General features: G+C 64.5%; 13 protein-coding genes and 1 pseudogene. 10 read left to right on the top strand and 4 right to left on the bottom strand.

The window, feature by feature from the left end:
* Positions 1–47 precede the first annotated feature (47 nt).
* The 10 genes and pseudogenes from pilM (at position 48) to ACQ4WY_RS14220 (ending at position 13999) form a co-directional block, all read left to right on the top strand.
* Positions 48–680, top strand: coding sequence for a pilus assembly protein PilM (gene pilM, locus ACQ4WY_RS14265; RefSeq protein WP_436504675.1), 633 nt, complete (start codon positions 48–50; stop codon positions 678–680).
* A 14-nt stretch (positions 681–694) separates the two neighbouring features.
* Positions 695–1237 (top strand): PilN domain-containing protein, encoded by a 543-nt coding sequence (locus tag ACQ4WY_RS14260; protein ID WP_436504674.1) that lies wholly within the window; start codon positions 695–697, stop codon positions 1235–1237.
* A 15-nt stretch (positions 1238–1252) separates the two neighbouring features.
* Positions 1253–2290: a pilus assembly protein PilP gene (locus ACQ4WY_RS14255; protein ID WP_436504673.1), complete on the top strand. Its 1038-nt coding sequence runs from the start codon at positions 1253–1255 to the stop codon at positions 2288–2290.
* Between the two features lie 92 nt (positions 2291–2382).
* Positions 2383–3708: pseudogene (locus tag ACQ4WY_RS14250) on the top strand (type IV pilus secretin PilQ); the annotation flags it as partial.
* Between the two features lie 112 nt (positions 3709–3820).
* Positions 3821–5998, top strand: a complete 2178-nt coding sequence (locus tag ACQ4WY_RS14245) for an Ig-like domain-containing protein (RefSeq protein WP_436504672.1) — start codon at positions 3821–3823, stop codon at positions 5996–5998.
* A 39-nt stretch (positions 5999–6037) separates the two neighbouring features.
* Positions 6038–7657, top strand: coding sequence for a bifunctional shikimate kinase/3-dehydroquinate synthase AroKB (aroKB, locus tag ACQ4WY_RS14240; RefSeq protein ID WP_436504671.1), 1620 nt, complete (start codon positions 6038–6040; stop codon positions 7655–7657).
* Position 7658: 1 nt separating this feature from the next.
* Positions 7659–8807 carry a deoxyguanosinetriphosphate triphosphohydrolase gene (locus ACQ4WY_RS14235; RefSeq protein WP_436504670.1) on the top strand — a complete coding sequence of 383 codons (1149 nt, stop codon included), beginning with the start codon at positions 7659–7661 and terminating at the stop codon, positions 8805–8807.
* 145 nt (positions 8808–8952) lie between these two features.
* On the top strand, positions 8953–9663 hold the full coding sequence (gene dsrO, locus ACQ4WY_RS14230; protein ID WP_071079747.1) for a sulfate reduction electron transfer complex DsrMKJOP subunit DsrO: 711 nt from the start codon (positions 8953–8955) through the stop codon (positions 9661–9663).
* Positions 9664–9666: 3 nt separating this feature from the next.
* Positions 9667–10779 carry an NrfD/PsrC family molybdoenzyme membrane anchor subunit gene (nrfD, locus tag ACQ4WY_RS14225; protein ID WP_436504669.1) on the top strand — a complete coding sequence of 371 codons (1113 nt, stop codon included), beginning with the start codon at positions 9667–9669 and terminating at the stop codon, positions 10777–10779.
* A gap of 10 nt (positions 10780–10789) precedes the next feature.
* Positions 10790–13999, top strand: coding sequence for a molybdopterin dinucleotide binding domain-containing protein (locus tag ACQ4WY_RS14220; RefSeq protein ID WP_436504668.1), 3210 nt, complete (start codon positions 10790–10792; stop codon positions 13997–13999).
* On the opposite strand, the gene ACQ4WY_RS14215 is transcribed toward ACQ4WY_RS14220, so the two are convergent.
* Genes ACQ4WY_RS14215 through ACQ4WY_RS14200 form a run of 4 tightly spaced genes read right to left on the bottom strand, consistent with a single transcriptional unit; the run spans position 13996 to position 19517 of the window.
* Positions 13996–14619 (bottom strand): response regulator transcription factor, encoded by a 624-nt coding sequence (locus ACQ4WY_RS14215; RefSeq protein ID WP_436504667.1) that lies wholly within the window; start codon positions 14617–14619, stop codon positions 13996–13998. The two genes, ACQ4WY_RS14220 and ACQ4WY_RS14215, sit on opposite strands and share 4 nt — an antisense overlap.
* Positions 14616–16409 carry a sensor histidine kinase gene (locus ACQ4WY_RS14210; RefSeq protein WP_436504666.1) on the bottom strand — a complete coding sequence of 598 codons (1794 nt, stop codon included), beginning with the start codon at positions 16407–16409 and terminating at the stop codon, positions 14616–14618. The genes ACQ4WY_RS14215 and ACQ4WY_RS14210 overlap by 4 nt, the downstream gene beginning before the upstream one ends.
* Positions 16409–17572 (bottom strand): A/G-specific adenine glycosylase, encoded by a 1164-nt coding sequence (gene mutY, locus ACQ4WY_RS14205; RefSeq protein ID WP_436504665.1) that lies wholly within the window; start codon positions 17570–17572, stop codon positions 16409–16411. The genes ACQ4WY_RS14210 and mutY overlap by 1 nt, the downstream gene beginning before the upstream one ends.
* Positions 17573–17615: 43 nt before the next feature.
* Complete coding sequence (locus ACQ4WY_RS14200) at positions 17616–19517, bottom strand: dynamin family protein (protein ID WP_436504664.1); 1902 nt, start codon at positions 19515–19517, stop codon at positions 17616–17618.
* Positions 19518–19523 lie beyond the last annotated feature (6 nt).

Raw genomic sequence — 19523 nt, 5'->3', positions numbered from 1 at the left:
TCGGATGGCAGGAATCCCTCCCACGCTGACGTTTCTCTATGAAAAACATGTCCATCAGCAATTTTCTTGGCAACGGCTTGCTGGGCGTCGACATCGCGGACGACGCCGTGCGCGTGGTCGAGTTGAGGCGCCGGCGGGGAAAACTGTCGTGCCGGCATTGCGGCGCCGCCGCGCTGACGCCCGGCGTGATATCGGAGGGCAATGTCGAGGACATGGTGGGCCTGGCCGATGCCTTGCGCCAGGCCCACCGCGACAGTGGCAGCACCTGTACGCGGGTGGCGTTGGCCATGCCGGCCACGGCCCTGATCACGCATGCGATCCGCCTGCCCGCGGGATTGCCGGAGGAACAGCTGGAAATCCTCGTGGAACTGGAAGCGGCGCAATACATGCCGTTTGCGCTGGAAGACGCCAGCCTGGATTTTTCCATTCTCGGCCCCGCGTCGCCGCTGGCCGGAGCGCCAGGCAAGGAGATCGACGTGTTGCTGGTGGCGGCGCGGCGCGCCAGCGTGCAGCGCCGTCTCGAGGCGGCCAGGGGGGCGGGCCTGCTGGCTGTCGTCATGGATAGCGAGGCGCTGGCCTTGCAGGCGGCGCTGGCGCAGGGTGGCTGGCAAGTCTTGCCCGACGGTGGCGTGGCCTACCAGCTGGCCTGGGGCCTGGCCTTGCACCGGTACGCCCGATGATGCGCCGGGCGCCAGTGCAACGCATCAACCTTTTGCCCTATCGCCAGGCGGCACGACGCAGGCGTATTCAGCTGCTGCTATGGCAACTGGCGGGTGGGGCGCTGCTGGGATTGCTGCTGGCCTTGGCGGCAGGTGCCTGGCTGCAGTACCAGCTCGGCGCGCAGCTGCGCCGCCAGGAGGACTGGCGCAGTGCCATGCAGCAAGTCGATGCCGTGCTTGTCGCTGGCCAGCGGGTGCAGGGCGAGACGGCGGCGCTGTTGCTGCGCCAGCAAGCCATGGCCAGTCTGCAAGAGCAGCGCAACGCCTGGGTGCGCATGCTGGACGCGCTGGCCCGGGCGATGCCGGCTGGCGTGGCCTTGCATAGCGTGCGCCAGGAAACGGCGATGGTGCGCTTGCAAGGACAGGCTGTGTCGCAGGATAAAGTCGCGGCACTGCTGCTGGCGCTGCAGCAAGCGGCGCCCTGGTCCCGGCCGGAATTGGTCGAAGTGCGGCTGGAAGTGCGCGGTGCGGCCGATGGCGCCGTGGAATGGACGGTACGGCTGGCTTTGGCACCCTAGTCCTGGAGATTGATCATGCTGAGCTTGAAGACCGCGTCGCTGTGGCCGCTACCCGCGCGCCTCGCTGGTGCCACCCTGGCCGGCACGCTGGTGGCAGCCCTGCTGCATCTGGCGTGGCTGGATGGACTGCGTGCGGCCGTGCAGGTGGCGCAAGGCGAGGAGGCCCGCTTGCGCGCCGCCTATCTGTCGGCGCAGGCCAGGGCGAAGCAGTTGCCGCAATGGCGCGCACAGCAGCGCCAGGCCGGTGCCGAGCTGGCCCGCCTGGAACAGCAACTGCCCGACCAGCAAGCGATGGCGCTGCTGTTGACGGAGATCAATGCCGCAGGCCAGTCGCGCGGCCTGCAATTTTCGCTGTTCAAGCCGGGCGCGGCCCAGCCGCAAGCGCCCTATGTCGCCTTGCCGATCGCCATACAGTTGCGCGGCGGCTATCACGCCATGGGCGCGCTGCTGGCGGACCTGGCGCGCCTGCCGCGCATCGTTACGGTGCATGCGCTGGCCTTGACCCTCGGCAAGGATCGCTTGCTGACCCTCGATGCCGTGCTGCACGCGTATCGCTTGCCCGAAGCGGGGGAACGGGTAGCGCAAGCGGCTTTGGCGCCCAAGGCAGGCACGCCTGCACCCGCAGCGGCGCCAACATGGCGTCCGCTTGCCGCTGTCGCGCCGCAGCCGTACGCGGCCGCCGCCCTGGCCGATCCCTTTGGCGCCTTGCCGCCGGCCAGTGCGCCGGGGCAGCGGGTCGCTGTGGAGGGACCTGACCCGCGGCGCGTGCGCGAACCGCTGGAAAGCCTGGCCTTGCCGGCCATCAGCATGGTCGGCAGCGTGCAACAGCACGGGCGCCTGAGCGCGCTGCTGCTGGCGGGCCAGCGCGTGTACCGGGTGGCGGTGGGCCAGTACCTGGGGCAAGACCACGGCGTGGTGACGGACATCAGTCAACAGGCCGTGCAGTACCGTGAACTGCTGCGCGAGGCCGATGGCCCCTGGCGCGAGCGGCGCGGCAGCCTGGCCTTGCAGGTGGCGGGGGCGAAGGCCAGCCTGCCCGAGGCGGCGCCATGAGACCGCGCCGCATGCTCTTGGCCGCCATGCTGTGTCTGCATGCCAGCAGTCTCGCCCAGGAGGCCGTGGTGCACGTGTCGGCCCCGCGTTTGTACGCGGGCGAGAAGATTTCCGTCGATTTCCAGAACGTGGGCGTGCGCGCGGCCCTGCACATCCTGGCCGATGCGTCGGGGCAAAACATCGTCGCCAGCGACAGCGTGGCGGGCAATGTGACGCTGCGCCTGCGCGACTTGCCGTGGGACCAGGCGCTCGACGTGCTGCTGCAGGCCAAGGGCCTCGACCTGCGGCGCAATGGCAGCGTGCTGTGGATTGCGCCACGCGAGGAAATGCTGGCGCGCGAAAAACTGGAACTGGAGCAGCGCGCGCAGATCGCGGAACTGGAACCCTTGCAGTCGGCCATCTTCCAGCTCAATTACCAGAAGGCCGAAGCATTCCGCACCGTGTTTGGCCTGGACGCGGGGGAAGGGCGCAGCCGGCTGCTGTCGCGCCGTGGCAGCGTGCTGATCGAGCCGCGCACGAACCAGCTGTTCGTCACCGACGTGCCGGCGCGCCTGGAGCAGATCCGTCAGTTGATCGCCAAGACAGATATTGCTACGCGACAAGTGATGATCGAGGCGCGCATCGTCGAGGCGAACGACAGTTTCAGCCGCAACCTGGGCGCGCGCCTGGGTTTTACGGACCAGCGCCTGGCAGCGGGCCAGTTGCCCGGCTTTTCCCTAGGCAGCAGCGGGCGCCGCGCAGCCATCGGCGGCAGCTATCAGGGCGTGGGCGAGGCGACGGGGCAAACGGTGGCCGGCGCCGGCGCCTTCGTGCCGAACACGCAATTTGTCAACTTGCCGGCCGCCAGCATCAATGGCTTGCAGCCGGCCAGTTTCGCCCTGAGCCTGTTCTCGGCGGCCGCCAACCGCTTTTTGAACCTGGAACTGTCCGCGCTGGAAGCGGACGGCAGGGGCAAGATCATTTCCAGCCCCCGCGTGGTAACGGCCGACAAGGTGCTGGCGCTGATCGAGCAGGGCATCGAGCTGCCATACCAGGTGGCCACCAGCAGCGGCGCCACGTCGATCACTTTTCGCAAGGCGAACCTGCGCCTGGAAGTGACGCCGCAGATCACGCCGGACGGCAACGTGGTGCTGGAAGTGGACGTCAACAAGGACAGCGTGGGCCAGGAAACGCGTTCCGGCTTCGCCATCGACACCAAGCACGTGCGCACGCAAGTGATGGTGGAAGACGGTGGCACGGTGGTGCTGGGCGGCATTTATCAGCAATCCGAACGGGGCACGGACAGCAAGGTGCCGATTCTTGGCGACATCCCCGTGTTCGGTGTTTTTTTCCGCAGCACGGGCCGCAGTCAAGAAAAAACGGAACTGATGGTGTTTATTACGCCGAAAATAGTGGCAGATCGGCCAGCAACACGTTAATGTCACATCTTTACGTTTAAGTAACAATGCAAACGAAAGCGGACTGATGGCGACTATGCGGAATGTATCTTGGGGCAACACTTATTGGAGTCGGGTATCGACTTGGCTGGTTTTGCTGGTCATTAGCACAGTACTGGCCGCCTGTGGCGGCGGTGGTGGTGATCCGACTCTGGGCGTCAAGGATGGCGCCAATGCCGGCGTTGGCAGTGTGGTACTGGTTGCTGGTGCAACAACGATTGTTGCCTCAGGCGCGGACGGCACGGAAGTCGTGCTGACGGCCGTGGTGAAAAATCCCGGCAATAATGCCATGACAGGCCAGACGGTGACCTTCACCGCCAGTTCCGGCATCATCAGCAACACCAACCGCGTGACGGATACCAATGGCACGGTGACGGAAAAACTCAGTGTGAAAGGCGATGCGAGCTTGCGCGACATTACCATCAAGGCCAGCAGTGGCGGCGTTGAATCGGCCCCTGTAGTGGTGAAAGTGGTGCCCGTCACTTCCGGCATTGCCAGCTTGCTGCTGACTTCCTCCGGTGGCACCCTGGCTTCATCGGGCGGTACCGCCGTCAACATGATCGCCTTTGTCAAGGATGCCAACAATGCTGTCGTGCCCAATGCCAGCGTGACATTCAGCGCCGATTCGGGCGCGCTGGGCGCGACCAAGGTCAGTACCAATGCGCAGGGACAGGCGCAGGTCAGCCTGAATACGGGGGGCGACGCCAGCTTGCGCACGATCAAGGTCACGGCCAGTGCAGGCGCGCAAACGGCCAGCACGGACATCGGCGTCAGCGGCACCCGACTGGTCATCAATGCCTTTTCGACGGTGAACCTGAAGACGAGCACTGACATGGTGGTCAAGCTGGTCGACTCGAGCGGCAATCCCCTCGTTGGCAAGCCGGTGACATTCAGTGCCCGCAGCAATGCCATCACGGTCAAGGGCGGCGGCGCTAGTCCCGCGTTGACCGATAACAACGGCCAGCTAGTATTGACCTACAACGCCCAAGCGGGCAGCAGCGACAGCATCAGCGTCAAGGCGCAGGGTGACAGCGTCGTGTTGCCAATTTCAATTAATGCATCGAACTTCACGATCAATGCAGTGTCGGGCAGCAATGTTGCGTTGAGCACCCTGAACACGAACACCTGCTATGCGGTGACGGTGCATAGCGATGTGGCTGGCGTGCCACAAACGGGAAATGTGCGTTTCAGTACCTCGCGCGGCGCCATCTACCAGGATGCCGCCTGCGGCACGCCATTGCAGGCGCCGCTGGCGCTGGTGGGAGGCAATGCCATTGCCTACGTACAGGCCAGCGGCGCCGGCCTGACCGCCCTGACGGCGCAGTACGAAGGCAGCGGCGCCTCGGTGCAGTCCGAGGTGGAGTTTGTTGCGCCATTGACGGCCCAGGCCACGATCAGCCTGCAAGCCGACCCGGCAGTCATCGGCGCCAATACGGCCGGCAGCACGGCGCAGCGCAGCGCCTTGCGTGCCATCGTGCACGATGGCACGGTGGAAAACAACCTGGTCAAGAATGCACAAGTGAGCTTCTCGATCCAGGCCGATGCCAGCAATGGCTCCCTGAGTTCGCCTTCGCTGGCGACCACGGACAGCGATGGCGTGGCCACGGTCAGCTACATCGCGGGGCAGGGCACCACCGGTGTCGATGGCGTCGTTGTCAAGGCGCAACTGCAGGGCGTGTCGAGCAATGCCGCCACGGTCAAGCTGACGGTGACGAAAAAATCGCTGTTCATCAGTGCCGGCAGCGGCAATGCACTTGACGCCTCTGACAGCAGCACCTATCGCAAGACGTATAGCGTGTTTGTGACGGACGCCGCCGGCAACCCCGTGCCGGATGTGATCATCACCGCCGCCGCCTGGCCCCGCTATTATTACAAAGGCTATCTGCAATATTCCCAGGCTGCCCAGTCGTGGGTGGTGGCGGCCGCGCTGAAGTGCGACAATGAAGACAGAGACCGCAGCGGCACCTTCAATCCGAATAACGACTTCAACCTCAATGGCCGTCTCGATCCGGGCATTCCGCTCAATCTGTCGACCGGAGGCAAGACCGACAGCACGGGAACAGCAATCGTCACCCTGACTTATCCGCGCGACAGAGCCAACTGGCTGGACGTCGAATTGACGATTCGTGGCAATAGTTCCGGGACGGAGGCAACTTATGTCGGTTACACTTTGCTTCCGGGGCTGGCTTCGGACTTTAACCGCGTGGATGTTTCACCTCCAGGCGTCAATAGTCCGTATGGGCAAGCCACTGATTGTCGTAATCCAAATTAACTGTCGCAGCACATGCAAAATCTGTTTTTAGTAGGCCTCATGGGCGCCGGCAAAACCACGATCGGGCGCATCCTGGCCCGCAAGCTGGGCTTGCGCTTTGTCGATTCCGACCACGAAATCGAGGCACGCACGGGAGCGACCATCCCATGGATCTTTGAAATCGAGGGCGAGGCCAGCTTTCGCCGGCGCGAGGCCGAAGTCATTCGCGACCTGAGCGCCCAGGAAGGCATCGTCATGGCCACCGGCGGCGGGGCCATCCTCAACGCCGACAGCCGCGCCTATCTGAAGGAGCGGGGCACGGTCGTGTACCTGCGCGCCAGCGTCAGCAACATCCTCGCGCGCACCAGCCACGACAAGAACCGCCCCCTGCTGCAGACGGCCGACCCGCGCCGCAAGCTGGAAGAATTGACGTCACAGCGCGAGCCCCACTACATGGAAGTGGCCGACATTGTGATCGACACGGGCCGTCCTAACGTACAATCGATGGTTCAGACCATCCTGATGCAGCTGGCCAGCCTCGAATGCGAGGCTTCGCCCAACTGCGTCATTCATGCAGAGCCTTCGATGAACGAGCAATCCAAAATGTTGTTGAGCGTAGACCTCGACGAACGCAGTTATCCGATCGCCATCGGTCCCGGCCTGCTGGCCGACGCCGATGCGCTGCTGCGCCATATCAGCGGCCACAAGGTGGCCATCGTCACCAATACCACCGTCGCGCCCCTGTATCTGGGCCGCCTGCAGGCGGCGCTGGCCAGCGATGGCCGCGAGGTGATCTGCATCGTCCTGCCGGACGGCGAAGAATATAAAAACTGGGCCAGCCTGATGCAGATCTTCGACGCGCTGCTGGCCAACAAATGCGACCGCAAGACCACCCTGGTGGCGCTGGGCGGCGGCGTGATCGGCGACCTGACCGGCTATGCGGCGGCCAGCTACATGCGCGGCATCGGCTTCGTGCAGGTGCCCACCACCCTGCTGGCGCAGGTCGATTCCTCCGTCGGCGGCAAGACGGGCATCAACCACCCGCTGGGCAAGAACATGATCGGCGCCTTCTACCAGCCGCGCGCCGTGATCGCCGACACCTCGACCCTGGAAACCCTGCCGGCGCGCGAGCTGTCGGCCGGCCTGGCCGAAGTGATCAAGCATGGCGCCATCATCGATGCGGCGTTTTTCGACTGGATCGAGGCGAACATGGCCAAGTTGATGGCGCGCGACAAGGGCGCCCTCGCGTATGCGATCGCCCGTTCGTGCGAAATCAAGGCCGACGTGGTGCGCCAGGACGAGCGCGAAGGCGGCTTGCGCGCCATCCTGAACTTCGGCCACACCTTCGGCCACGCCATCGAGGCGGGCCTCGGCTACGGCCACTGGCTGCACGGCGAAGCCGTCGGCTGCGGCATGGTGATGGCGGCCGACCTGTCCTGCCGCATGGGCTATATCGACCAGGCAGCCGTGGAGCGCGTGCGCAAGCTCGTCGCCGCCGCCGGCCTGCCGATCAAGGCGCCGGACCTCGGTGTCGAGCGCTGGCTGGAACTGATGGAAGTGGACAAGAAGAACGAGGGCGGCGCCATCAAGTTCATCCTGTTGAAACCGTTGGGCAGCCCGTGCATCACGTCCGCGCCGCACGAACTAGTGCTGGCCACCCTGGCCGCCGGAGTGCAATAACATGCTGCCAGAAGACTTCCTTGCTCCCTACGCAGCTCACTCGGCACAGGGGCAGGGACGTCGCTTTGCCGAGGCGCCACACGCCTCGCGCAGCCAGTTCCAGCGCGACCGCGACCGCATCATCCATTCTTCGGCCTTCCGCCGCCTCGAATACAAGACCCAGGTTTTCCTCAACCACGAGGGAGACCTGTTCCGCACGCGTTTGACGCACAGCCTGGAAGTGGCGCAAGTGGGCCGCTCTATCGCGCGCAACCTGCGCCTGAACGAAGACCTGGTCGAAGCCATCGCGCTCGCGCATGACTTGGGCCACACGCCGTTCGGCCACGTGGGCCAGGACGTGCTCAATGAATGCATGCAGGAGCACGGCGGCTTCGAGCACAACCTGCAAAGCCTGCGCGTGGTCGACACGCTGGAAGAGCACTACGGCGCTTTTGATGGCTTGAACCTGATGTTTGAGACGCGCGAAGGCATATTGAAACACTGCTCGCTGGCGCATGCGCGCGAACTGGGTCCCGTGGCCCAGCGCTTCATCGACCGCACGCAACCGACGCTGGAAGCGCAGCTGACCAACCTGGCCGATGAAATCGCCTACAACAGCCACGATATCGACGACGGCCTGCGCTCCGGCCTGATCACCATCGCCCAACTGGAAGAGGTGGAGTTTTTCGGCCGCCTGTGGCGCGACGTGCAGCAGGCGTTTCCCGGCCTGTCGGGCCGGCGCGCCATCTACGAAACCCTGCGCCGCCTGATCACGGCCCTGGCCGACGATCTGATCGTCACGTCGACAGGTTTGATAGCTGACGCCGCGCCGCGCGACGTCAGCGAAGTGCGCGCCAGTCCCCCGCTGATCCGTTTTTCGGACGCCATGCGCCGTGATGCGACGGACCTGAAACGCTTTTTGCGAGCGAACCTGTACCGTCACTACCAGGTCAACCGCATGCGCGTCAAAGCGAGCCGCATCGTGCGCGAACTGTACGACAGTTTCATGGCCGAACCGGCCCTGCTGCCGCCCGACTATCAACTTATTGGCCACGATAAGGATGGCGACGTCACGCAGCAGGCGCGCAAGATCGCCGACTACATCGCGGGCATGACGGACCGCTACGCGATCCGCGAGCACCGCCGGCTGTATTCGCTCGACGAACTGTAAGCGCATTACGCCTATTCCTTTCCCCTGTCAATTGGCATGATCATCTAGGTCCCCGCACTATCACCCCAATATCCCCGTAACACTTTCTTTTCTATCATGGCAGCAAGTCAACAAGGGCTTGCCGCCCATAGTCAAGGAGAGTGTCATGATTGAATCGCGCCGCAGTTTCTTGCGCGCCTTGCCAGCCGTAACCATCGGAGCGGCCATCGCGCCGCTGCCCGGCAAGGCTGCCACCAAGGGCGAAGGCGGCCAGCGCTGGGCGATGGTGGTCGATGTGCAGAAATGCATCGGCTGCCAGGCTTGCACGGTCTCCTGCATCATGGAAAACGCCGTGCCGGAAAACAGCTTCCGCACCGTCGTCTCGACCTATGAAGTCAAGGAAGAGAACCGCTGCGGCACCTACATGCTGCCGCGCCTGTGCAACCACTGCGCCAATCCCCCCTGCATTCCCGTCTGTCCCGTGGGCGCCACCTTCCAGCGCAAGGATGGCGTCGTCGTCGTCGACGGCGACCGCTGCGTGGGCTGCGCCTACTGCGTGCAAGCCTGCCCGTACGACGCGCGCTTCATCAACCACGAGACGGGCAAGGCCGACAAATGCACGTTCTGCGCGCACCGGGTCGACGAAGGTTTGCTGCCGGCCTGCGTGGAAACCTGCGTGGGCGGCGCGCGCATCTTCGGCGACCTGAATGATCCGGAAAGCATGGTGCATCAGCTGCTCACCGAGAACAAGGTGAAGGTGCTGAAACCCGAGCAGGGTACCCAGCCCCACGTGTTCTACCTGGGACTGGACACGCGCTTCGCCGGCCACGTCGAGGGCGAAGCGACTCTTTGGCAACCGAGCAAACACGGGAAATAAACCATGGACAGCCACATCACCGAAATTCTCAACGTCACGCGCGAAGCGGCATGGCTGCCGTGGGCGGTGCAGTATTTTTTCCTCATCGGCCTCAGTTACGGCAGCTTCATGCTGACCTTGCCGTACTTCGTCTTCGGCCGCAAGGCGTATGAACGCCTGGGGCGCATCGCGCTGCTGGCGTCCCTCGTCTGCGGCATGACGGCGCCCGTGGCGCTGCTGGCCGACTTGCACGGGCCGGGGCGCTTCTACCACTTCTATATTTACTTCCAGCCGCAGTCGTGGATGTCGTGGGGCTCGTTCTTCATTCCCCTGTATCTGGGCTGTTTGATGCTGTACGCGTGGCTGGCGCTGCGCGTGGACTTTGCCACGCGGGGGCAGGGACAGGACCGTTTGGCCTTCGCCTATCGCCTGCTGGGACGCGGCGGCGCAGCTTCGCTGCGCGCGATTCGCGTCGCCGCCGCCTTCACCTTGCTCGCCGCCTTTGTCGTGGGCCTGTATACGGGCATGGAAGTGATGGTGGTGCGCGCCCGTCCCCTGTGGTTCACGCCTTTCCTGCCGGCGCAATTTGCCGCCACGGCCTTTGTCGGGGCGATCGGACTGGCGCTGCTGTTCAACCGTTTCCTGCCGGGCCGCGACCAGGCCCTGGAAGTGTCGCTGAACCGCGCGCTGGCCCTGTCGCTGGCGCTGGTGCTGGCACTGGGCGGCGGCTGGCTGTTCGTCAGTCTCTCCGGCGTGAGCGCCAGCCACAGCATGGCCTTTACCCAGGTGGCGGGCATGCCGCAATGGCAGTTCACCGCAGTCTGGGCCGTGCTGTCGTCCATTGTGCCGATGGCCCTGGCCATCTGGCGTCCCGCCACGAGTGGCCTGGTCAATGGCCTGATCGCGCTGCACAGCGCCTGGATGATGCGCTGGACGATTTTTATCGGCGGCCAGACGATCCCGAAAACGGGCGCGGGCCTGTACGACTACCACCTGCCGATGGGGAACGATGGCTTGATGGGAATCATCGGCACGGCCGGCCTGTGGATCGCGCTGTTGTTGCTGATGCTGGAATTTTTGCCATGGGCCGGACGCGTCGTCGCTGCACGCAGCCGTCCCGCCATGGCCACGCACTGAGGAGTTAAAGATGAACGATCAAGTACATAACGACGTCCCCGAAGACGAAAACGAAAAACGCCGCAAGCTGCTGCGCTATGGCGCCATCGGCGGCGGCCTGGCCGCGTTTGCCGCCAGTTTTTCCACCACGGCAGGCCGCATGGTCGACCATGCGCTGGGCAAAGATAAACCTGTGCAGAAACTGCACGGCAATTCCCTGCAACCCGAGTTTTCCGTCGACACGGCGACGGGGAAATTGACGGTCAATCCCGATCAGCAGGTCAGCTACACCATGTGCATGGGCTGCACCACGTTTTGCGGCGTGCGCGTGCGCCTGGATAAAAAAAGCGGCAAGGTGTTGCGCGTGGCGGGCAATCCGTACAGCCCCCTGTCGGCCGACCCGGCGCTGCCCTACCAGACCTCGATACGCGACAGCTTTGTGTCGCTCTCGCGCTTCCAGGAAAAGGGCTTGAAAGGGCGCTCCACCGCTTGTGGCCGCGGCAATGGCGTGCTGGAACAGATGGAGTCGCCGTTCCGTGTGCTGGCGCCCATGAAGCGCGTGGGACCGCGCGGCGGCGGCCAGTGGGAACCGATCGCCTTCGACCAGCTGGTCAAGGAAGTGACGGAAGGCGGCGACCTGTTTGGCGAAGGCCACGTACAGGGCTTGCGTGCCTTGCGCGAGCTGGAAAAGCCGATCGATCCGGCGCAGCCGGAACTGGGCCCGCAAGTCAACCAGGTGGGCTTGATGTGCAGCACTGACGATGGGCGCCTGGCGCTCGGCACGCGCTTTTTCAAGCAGTCGTACGGCAGTTTGAACCTGGTCAACCACGGCTCGTATTGCGGCGGCGCCTACCGCAGCGGCTCGGGCGCCATGTTCGGCGACATGAAGAAAATGCCGCACGCAAAAGTGGACCTGGAAAACACGGAATTCTGCATTTTCGTCGGCACGGCGCCCGGCAATGCGGGCAATCCGTTCAAGCGCCAGGGCACCCTGATCGCCAAGGCCCGCTCGGGCAAGCGCGAATTCAGCTACGTCGTCGTCGACCCCGTGCTGACGAACGCGGACAGCCTGGCCGCAGGAGACCGCAGCCGCTGGGTACCGATCAAGCCGGGCACGGATGGCGCGCTGGCCATGGCCATGATCCGCTGGATCATCGAGCACGAACGCTATGACCGTAACTTCCTCGTGCAGCCGAACCTGAAGGTGGCAGAAGCGGCGGGCGAGGCCGCCTGGTGCAATGCCACGCACCTGATCATCAACGAGAAGGGCCATCCGCGCGACGGCCGCTACCTGCGCGCGTCGGACATCGGCGCGGTGGAACTGGCGGAAGAGGAGCGCTACAAGGATGGCGACGCATTTTGCGTGATCGACGCCGCCACGCAAGCGATCGCGCCGCACAACGCCGCCAAGGGCGAGGCGCGGCTGTTCTTCGACGGTCCGCTTGACGTGGGAGGCGCGCCGCTGCACCTGAGGACGGCCATGACGATGCTGAACGAGGAAGCACAGCGCCATAGCATGGATGAGTATTCAAGCGCCTGCGGCATCGCGCGCGACATCATCGAGGGCCTGGCGCAGGAACTGACCAGCCACGGCAAACGCGCAGCCGTCAATGCGCATGGCGGCATGATGTCGGGTGCGGGGTTTTATAACGCGTATGCGCTGGTCATGCTCAACACCCTGATCGGCAATTTGAACCGCAAGGGTGGCACCCTGGTCAATGGCGGCAGCTTCAAGGATGCGGGACCCGGTCCGCGCTATAACCTCGAGAGTTTCGACGGCGAGATCAAGGCGACCGGCATGCCGATTGGACGCAATGTTCCCTATGAAAAAACCTCGGAATTCAAGCTGAAGAAAGAAGCGGGCAAGGCGTATCCGGCCAGGGCGCCGTGGTATCCGAACGCGCCCGCGCTGGCGACCGAATGGCTCACCAGCGCCATGAATGGCTACCCGTACACCCTGAAGGCGCTGATCCTGTGGAGCTGCAATCCTGTCTACGGTATCACGGGCTTGCGCGCGCAGATCGGCACGGAGCTGGCCGATCCGAAGAAGATTCCCCTGATCGTCGCCATCGACCCCTTCATCAATGAAAGCTCGGCGTTTGCCGACTATCTGCTGCCCGATACCTTGCTGTATGAAAGCTGGGGCTGGGCCGGCGCCTGGGGCGGCATGCCTGTCAAAATGAGCACGGCGCGCTGGCCCGTGGTCGAGCCGCGCGTGCAAAAGACGCCGGACGGCCAGACCATCTGCATGGAATCGTTCTTCATCGCGCTGGCAAAAACGATGGCCTTGCCCGGCTTCGGCCCGGAAGCCTTGCAGGACATGGATGGCCAGCGCTTCCCCTTGCAGCGCGCGGAAGACTGGTATCTGCGTGGAGGCGCCAACATCGCCTGGCAAGGGAAAACGTCCGTGCCTGACGCCAGCGACGATGATATCGATCTGTCTGGCGTGGCGCGCATCCGCCCCGAACTGGAACGCACCCTGAAGCCGGAAGAGTGGCGCAAGGTAGCCTTCATGCTGGCGCGGGGAGGGCGCTACCAGAGCTATGGCGAGATGTTCGGCCTGCGCCTGCCGCCGCCGGCAAATCCCAAGGCACCCGTGGCTCCTGCACCGGTGGCTGAAGAGACGCCGTATCCGCAGGACTGGTCCACGCACCGCTATCTGAAGCCGATGATGCTGTACAACGAGGGCCTGGGCGTGAGCAAGAACAGCTTGAGCGGCAAGCGTTTCCCCGGTACGCCCGCCTGGAGAGTGGCGGCGTTTGCCGACGGCACGCCTGTGCGCAAAACCTACCCGGCCAGCGAATGGCCGTTCGAGTTGATCAGTTTTAAATCGGCGCTGCAGAACTCGTACAGCATCGGCGCGCGGCGCTTGCGCGGCATCCATCCGGACAATCCCGTCGCGGTGCATCCTGACGATGCGGCGCGGTTGAAGCTGGAAAATGGCGATGCCATTTATCTGGAAACGCCGGGCGGCAGGGCCAGGGCCACGGTGATGCTGCGCCATGGCGTGCAGCGGGGCGTGATCGCCATCGAACACGGTTTCGGCCACAAGGAGCACGGCGCGCGCGCCCACCGCATCGGCAAGCTGCGCCAGCCCGATGAACCGGCCATCGGCGCGGGCATCAACCTGAACGACCTGGGGCTGACGGATCCGAGCCGCGGCGACAAGAATGTGTTTGTCGATCCCGTCTCGGGCACGTCGGTGCGGCAAGGACTGCCGGCGCGTATCGTGCGGGCTTAAATCTCCCCGCTGGCCATTAGCAGCCGGGCCACCTCGGCTGCTGAATGCAGGCCCAGTTTTTCCATCGTGTTATGGCGATGCACCTGCACCGTCTTGTCGCTGATGCCCAGCTCGCGCGCGATGACTTTCGAGGCTTTGCCTTCGGCCATCAACAGTGCCACTTCGCGCTCGCGCGCGGTGAGCCTGGCCAGCGCCGTTTGCGCCGTATTCGCGCTGGCGGCGCTGCGGCTTTCTTCCACGCTGCGGGCCACGGCCCGGCTGACGGCGTCCAGCAATACCTGGTCCTTGCACGGCTTTTCCAAAAAATCGCAGGCGCCTGCCTTCATCGTCTGCACTGCCATGGCCAGGTCGCCGTGTCCGCTGAGGAAAATCACGGGCAGAGATATGGCGTGCCCGCTCTTGTTATTCAACTCCTGTTGCAATTCCAGTCCGCTCATCAGGGGCATGCGCACGTCGAGCAGCAAACAGCCGGGCGCATGGCCCTCATAGCGCTGCAGGAAATCGCGCGCCGATTCAAACGTCTCCACTTGCCAGCCGGCCGAATCGAACAGATAGGCCAGCGAGCGGCGCATGGCGGCATCGTCGTCGACGACAAAGATGATGGCATCGCTTTCATTCATGGTGTTTCCTTGTTTGCGTCCATGCTGCTATCTTCGGGCAGGCGGAACCAGACCGTCAAGCCCGGCGCATCGGCGTTGGCGTGCGCCGACAGGCTGCCGCCGAACGATTCGATGATGCTTTTGCTGAGCGACATGCCCAGGCCCAGGCCTTCGGCCTTGGTGGTAAAGAAAGGCTCGAACAGGCGCGCCATCTGCGCCGCATCGAGGCCGCAGCCGGCGTCGCGCACGGCCACCGTGCAGGCGCCGTTTTCCCGGTGCAGCAGCACGCCGATGGCATGCTGCGGATTGTCGTTCTCCACCTGCGCATCGAGCGCATTCTTGAGCAGATTGAGCAGCACCTGCTGCACTTGCTGCGGGTCGGCCAGCACGCGCGCCTCAAGACTGGCGCGGTCGTGGCGCCAGTCGATCTTCGCTTGCGGATGGGCCGCGCGGAACAGCGATACCGCTTGCTCCACGGCGTCGGCCAGGGCGAAGGCCGTGCTGTGTGCGGGACGCTTTTGCGCCATCGTGCGGATGTGACGGATGATGGCGCCCGCGCGTTCACTTTGCGTGGCGATTTCCTGCGCGCCATCGAGCAGGGGCGCCGCATCGAGCCTGCCTGCCGTGATGCGGCGCGCCATGCCGCGCGCGAAATTGCCGATGGCGGCCAGCGGCTGGTTCAATTCGTGTGCGATGGCGCTGGCCATCTCGCCCAGAATCGCCAGGCGCGCCGTGTGATCGAGCGTGGCCTGGCGCTGGCGCGCCTGTTCTTCCAGCGCGCGCTGCTGGTGCTGGGCGGCGCGCAATTGCTCCGTGCGCCGGCTGACCAGGTATTCCACGCGCACCGTGTGCACGGCCCAGGCCACGAGCAAGGCCAGTACCAGCAGCATCCAGCCCCAGTAGCGGCGCAGCGCCGTCTCGAACGTCAGCTTGTTCAAATAGGCGTAGGGGCCGATGCGCAATTCGCGGAACAACTCATCGACGATCTGGTAATCGCTGGGCACCGTCCAGCTATAGCCTTCATCGGTACGCGGCATGGCCAGCAGGGCTTGCGCCACTTTTTTTGCCAGTGCGGGCGGTGTCTGGCGCAGGGCCACGAAGGGCCAGTCAGGATACAGCCGCGACGAGCTGGCGCAGCGAAAGCCGGGAATCGGGCGCGTGGTGATCACGCGCAGTTCCTCGGCGCGCACTTCGCCGCGCGCCACCATCTGTTCCAGCAGGCAGGTACGCACGATGCCTGCATCCATGTGCCCCGCACGCACGGCGTCGATGATCTGCTGCGAGGGAAAGCCGCTGTAGCGCAGGCTGGCAAAATCATGCGTGGGATCGATGCCCGCTTCCAGCAGTTCACGCGCGGCGATCTGGTAGCCGCCAAACGCGTCGGGCGCCACGGCCATCACGTTCTTGCCCGCCAGGTCGGCCAGATCATGCAGCGGTGACGCGCTGCGCACGACGATGGCCGAACCGATGGCCTGGCGCGGCGAATCCGTCCATGGTGATTCCAGGGTGGCGATGCGGCTGGCGCCATCGCTGTGTTCGAGCGCCACGTAGTGGCCGCTGCTGGTGATGGCAAAGGCGACCGCTTGCGACTGCACGGCGCGCGTCAGGCCAGCCTGGTCGTAGTCGGCCAGGATGAAACGGATGCCGGGGATGCTGGCCTGCAGGTGACGCGTCACGTACGACCAGTCCTGCTGCACGGCGTCGCCGCCCTTGTAGGCCAGTACACCGATGCGTACCTCTGGCAGCTCGTCAGCCGCTTGAACGCCGTGCAAACACAGCGCCGTCAGCGCGAACAGTAAAAAACGCCGCACTAGAACATGCTGCGTTGCGCCGAACGCGCATCGCCGAACAGGTCCAGCAGCAGTTTCTTGATGGGCGCGGGCAGCGGCGCGTCGGCGATTTTCGCGCCGTCGTACCAGACGTGCGTCGCTTCCCCGGCCAGCGCCAGGCGGCGCGCCAGGGTGATGCGGCAGGGGACGATGTGCAGTTTGTAGTGGGTAAACACGTGCACGATGGGCAGCAGCCGTTCCTGCGTTTCGATCTCGCCGAACGGCGCCACGGCGCGCGCCAGCGCTTGCGGGTCTATCTCTCGCGGAGAGTCTTCGCCGGCCAGCACGTGGCCATCGAGTTCCGGCAGCGACAGCAAGCCGCCCCAGATGCCCGAACCCGGGCGCTGCTCCAGCAGCACCTGGCCATCGTCGACGATGGCCAGCATGATGGCGTGCTTTTCCGGGCTGGTTTTCTTCGGTTTGCGCACGGGTAAGTCTTTGACCCGCTGGGTGGCGTAGGCCACGCAGCGCGGCTGCAGCGGGCAGCGGCCGCAATCTGGGCTGCTGCGCGTGCAGAGTGTGGCGCCGAAGTCCATCAGGCCCTGCGTGTAGGCTTCGATGCCTGTTTCAGGCAGCAGCGCTTCGGCGCGGCGCCACATGGCTTCCTCGACCCGTTTTTCGCCCGGATAGGCATCGATGCCGAATGTGCGTGCGAAGACGCGCTTGACGTTGCCGTCCATGATGGCCGCGCGGGTGCCGCTGGAAAACGCGGAGATGGCGGCGGCCGTCGAGCGGCCGATGCCGGGCAGATCGGAAAGCAGGGCCGGGTCGCTGGGGAAGATGCCGTCGTATTCGGCCACCACGCGCTGCGCGCATTTGTGCAGGTTGCGCGCCCGCGTGTAGTAACCAAGACCGCTCCACTGCGCCATCACGTCTTCCACCGGGGCTGCTGCCAGGTCGCGCAGGGTGGGGAAGCGTTCAAGGAAGCGCGCGTAATAGCCGAGCACGGCGGTGACCTGCGTTTGCTGCAGCATGATTTCGGATAGCCAGATCAGGTAGGCGTCGCGCGTGTTTTGCCACGGTAACGCATGGCGGCCATGCTGCTTTTGCCAGGCGATGACGGTAGCGGAAAAAGTCGGGTCGATATAGTCTTCAAAGGGGGCCGCGCCCGTGGCGGGCGAGAGCGGATGCAGCAGACGTTTCATGCAGGGTTCCAGTGTTTTGTAGTGCGTGTTGTTAGTGCGTGTTTCAGCTTGCGCTTGCCGCGCGCAAGGCGGCAAGCAATTGCGCCAGCTGCGCCTTGTCGCGTTCGAGCGCCGCCAGGCTGGCTTCGAAACCGGCGATTTTCTGTTCCAGGCTGCCGGTGGCGTCGTGGATGCGCTGGATCGAGGCAAAGCGCAGTTTCAGCTGTTCCTTGTACTCGACGATCTGCGCTTCGAGCGGCGCCATGATGACTTTCAGCCAGGCGCTGGCGTCGTTGTTGGCGTTGGTGAAACTGCGGCGCACGCGTGAGGCGATGGTGTCGAAGAATTTTTCCATCAGCACGACCCGGCTGGTGGTCAGCAGGGTCGCCGTGCCGAACTGTTTATGATAGACGGCTTCGATATCGGCGATCTCCTGGCGGTAGCGGGCCAGTGAAAACGGCATCGGCAAGGCCAGCGCCAGGCCATGTTCGGAGGCGAATTTGCGGTACATCACGTTCATCATTTCCGTGATCTCGGCCGTCTTGCCTTCCGAGCGGTCCAGGTTACTGGCGATGCGCTCGAAATACTGGCGCACGGCTTCGCGCAGGCCCGTGAAAAAGCGGCTGCGCTGCATGGCCGCGCGCACGCCATCGATATCGTCGCGCACGATGTCCATGCCCAGGCTCGTATAGAGTTCCGTCGACAAACGGGTAAATACGGCCCGCGTGGCCTGCAGTTTGAACAGGCTGCTGTCGAATTCCTTCTTCTCGATATCGATGCGCCGCATCATGTGCGCGATCACGCTCTGGTTCTTGCCGCGCAGGCTGTGCAGCTCGTGCAGCTGCTCGGCGATGCCGCGCGCGCGGGCCGCCGCCTGCACCTGCTGCGCCGCTTCGATGGCGTCTAGGTCGAACGCCAGCTGGCGCCGGATGATGTCCTTGCGCGCGGGGATCAGCTCCTCGAACAGGGCCGTCTCCAGCGGCAGCAGGCGGCTCTTTTCCAGCAGCGCCGCATCGTGGTTGATCTTGCCCACCAGGGCCTTTTGCGCCGAGACGGGAAATACTTGGCCAGCGTCCAGTGCCAGCAGATGCGCGACGCTGGCCTGCTGGCGTTCGATGGCCAGCGCCACCTCGGCATCGCCGCGCAATTCGTCCCACATGCTGTCGATCTTGTTGAGCACCACCAGGCGCCCCGCGCCGGCGCCGATATGGTTGCGCCATACCTCGATATCGCTGCGCGTGACGCCCGTGTCGGCCGCCAAAATGAACAGCACCGCGTGCGCATTCGGGATCAGGTTCAGGGTCAGCTCCGGTTCCGTGCCGATGGCGTTCAGGCCCGGCGTGTCGAGGATGACGAGGCCTTGTTTCAGCAGCGGATGGGGGAAGTTGATGATGGCATGGCGCCACATCGAGATTTCCACCTGGCCGTCCTCGTCGAGCATGGCGGGGGCGTCCGCATCGTCGGCGTCGTACAGGCCGTAGCGCGCCGCCTCCTCCTGACTGACTTTTTTTGTCAGGCTGACCTGGCGGATGGCTTCCTGCATGTCGCCGCCCGCTTCGATGTTCAGGGGCAGGACGGTCCAGGCGGCGGGCAGGTCGCGGTAGTCGCTGGTCGACAGGTTCTGCGCACGCGTTTCGATGGGCAGCAGCCGGATCGATGGCGGCCAAGCCGCGTCGTACAGCAGCTCGGTGGGGCACATGGTGGTGCGGCCCGCGCCCGAGGGCAGGATGCGCTGGCCATAGCCGGCAAAGAAGATGGCGTTGATCAGCTCGGATTTGCCGCGCGAGAACTCCGCCACGAAGGCCACCGACAGGCGGTCATCGAGCAGGCGGGAGGCACAGCGCGCCAGGCGCAGCGCGGAAGCGCCGTCGACCAGGCCCGCCGCGCTGGCGGCTTGCCGGTATGCCTGCAAGGCGGCCTGCACGTCCTGGCGCCATGCACTGTATTGTTCCAAGTCCCTGACCATCTGACT

The sequence above is a fragment of the Janthinobacterium salmonicoloratum genome (assembly GCF_051380845.1).
In the GTDB taxonomy this organism is placed as follows: domain Bacteria; phylum Pseudomonadota; class Gammaproteobacteria; order Burkholderiales; family Burkholderiaceae_D; genus Janthinobacterium; species Janthinobacterium lividum_F.
This window is presented reverse-complemented; position numbering and strand designations above follow the sequence as displayed.

Coding starts and splice junctions, on each gene's coding strand:
- pilM (WP_436504675.1), top strand. CDS start 48: ATGTCCATCAGCAATTTTCTTGGCAACGGCTTGCTGGGCGTCGACATC.
- ACQ4WY_RS14255 (WP_436504673.1), top strand. CDS start 1,253: ATGCTGAGCTTGAAGACCGCGTCGCTGTGGCCGCTACCCGCGCGCCTC.
- aroKB (WP_436504671.1), top strand. CDS start 6,038: ATGGGCGCCGGCAAAACCACGATCGGGCGCATCCTGGCCCGCAAGCTG.
- ACQ4WY_RS14235 (WP_436504670.1), top strand. CDS start 7,659: ATGCTGCCAGAAGACTTCCTTGCTCCCTACGCAGCTCACTCGGCACAG.
- dsrO (WP_071079747.1), top strand. CDS start 8,953: ATGATTGAATCGCGCCGCAGTTTCTTGCGCGCCTTGCCAGCCGTAACC.
- nrfD (WP_436504669.1), top strand. CDS start 9,667: ATGGACAGCCACATCACCGAAATTCTCAACGTCACGCGCGAAGCGGCA.
- ACQ4WY_RS14220 (WP_436504668.1), top strand. CDS start 10,790: ATGAACGATCAAGTACATAACGACGTCCCCGAAGACGAAAACGAAAAA.
- ACQ4WY_RS14215 (WP_436504667.1), bottom strand. CDS start 14,619: ATGAATGAAAGCGATGCCATCATCTTTGTCGTCGACGACGATGCCGCC.
- mutY (WP_436504665.1), bottom strand. CDS start 17,572: ATGAAACGTCTGCTGCATCCGCTCTCGCCCGCCACGGGCGCGGCCCCC.
- ACQ4WY_RS14200 (WP_436504664.1), bottom strand. CDS start 19,517: ATGGTCAGGGACTTGGAACAATACAGTGCATGGCGCCAGGACGTGCAG.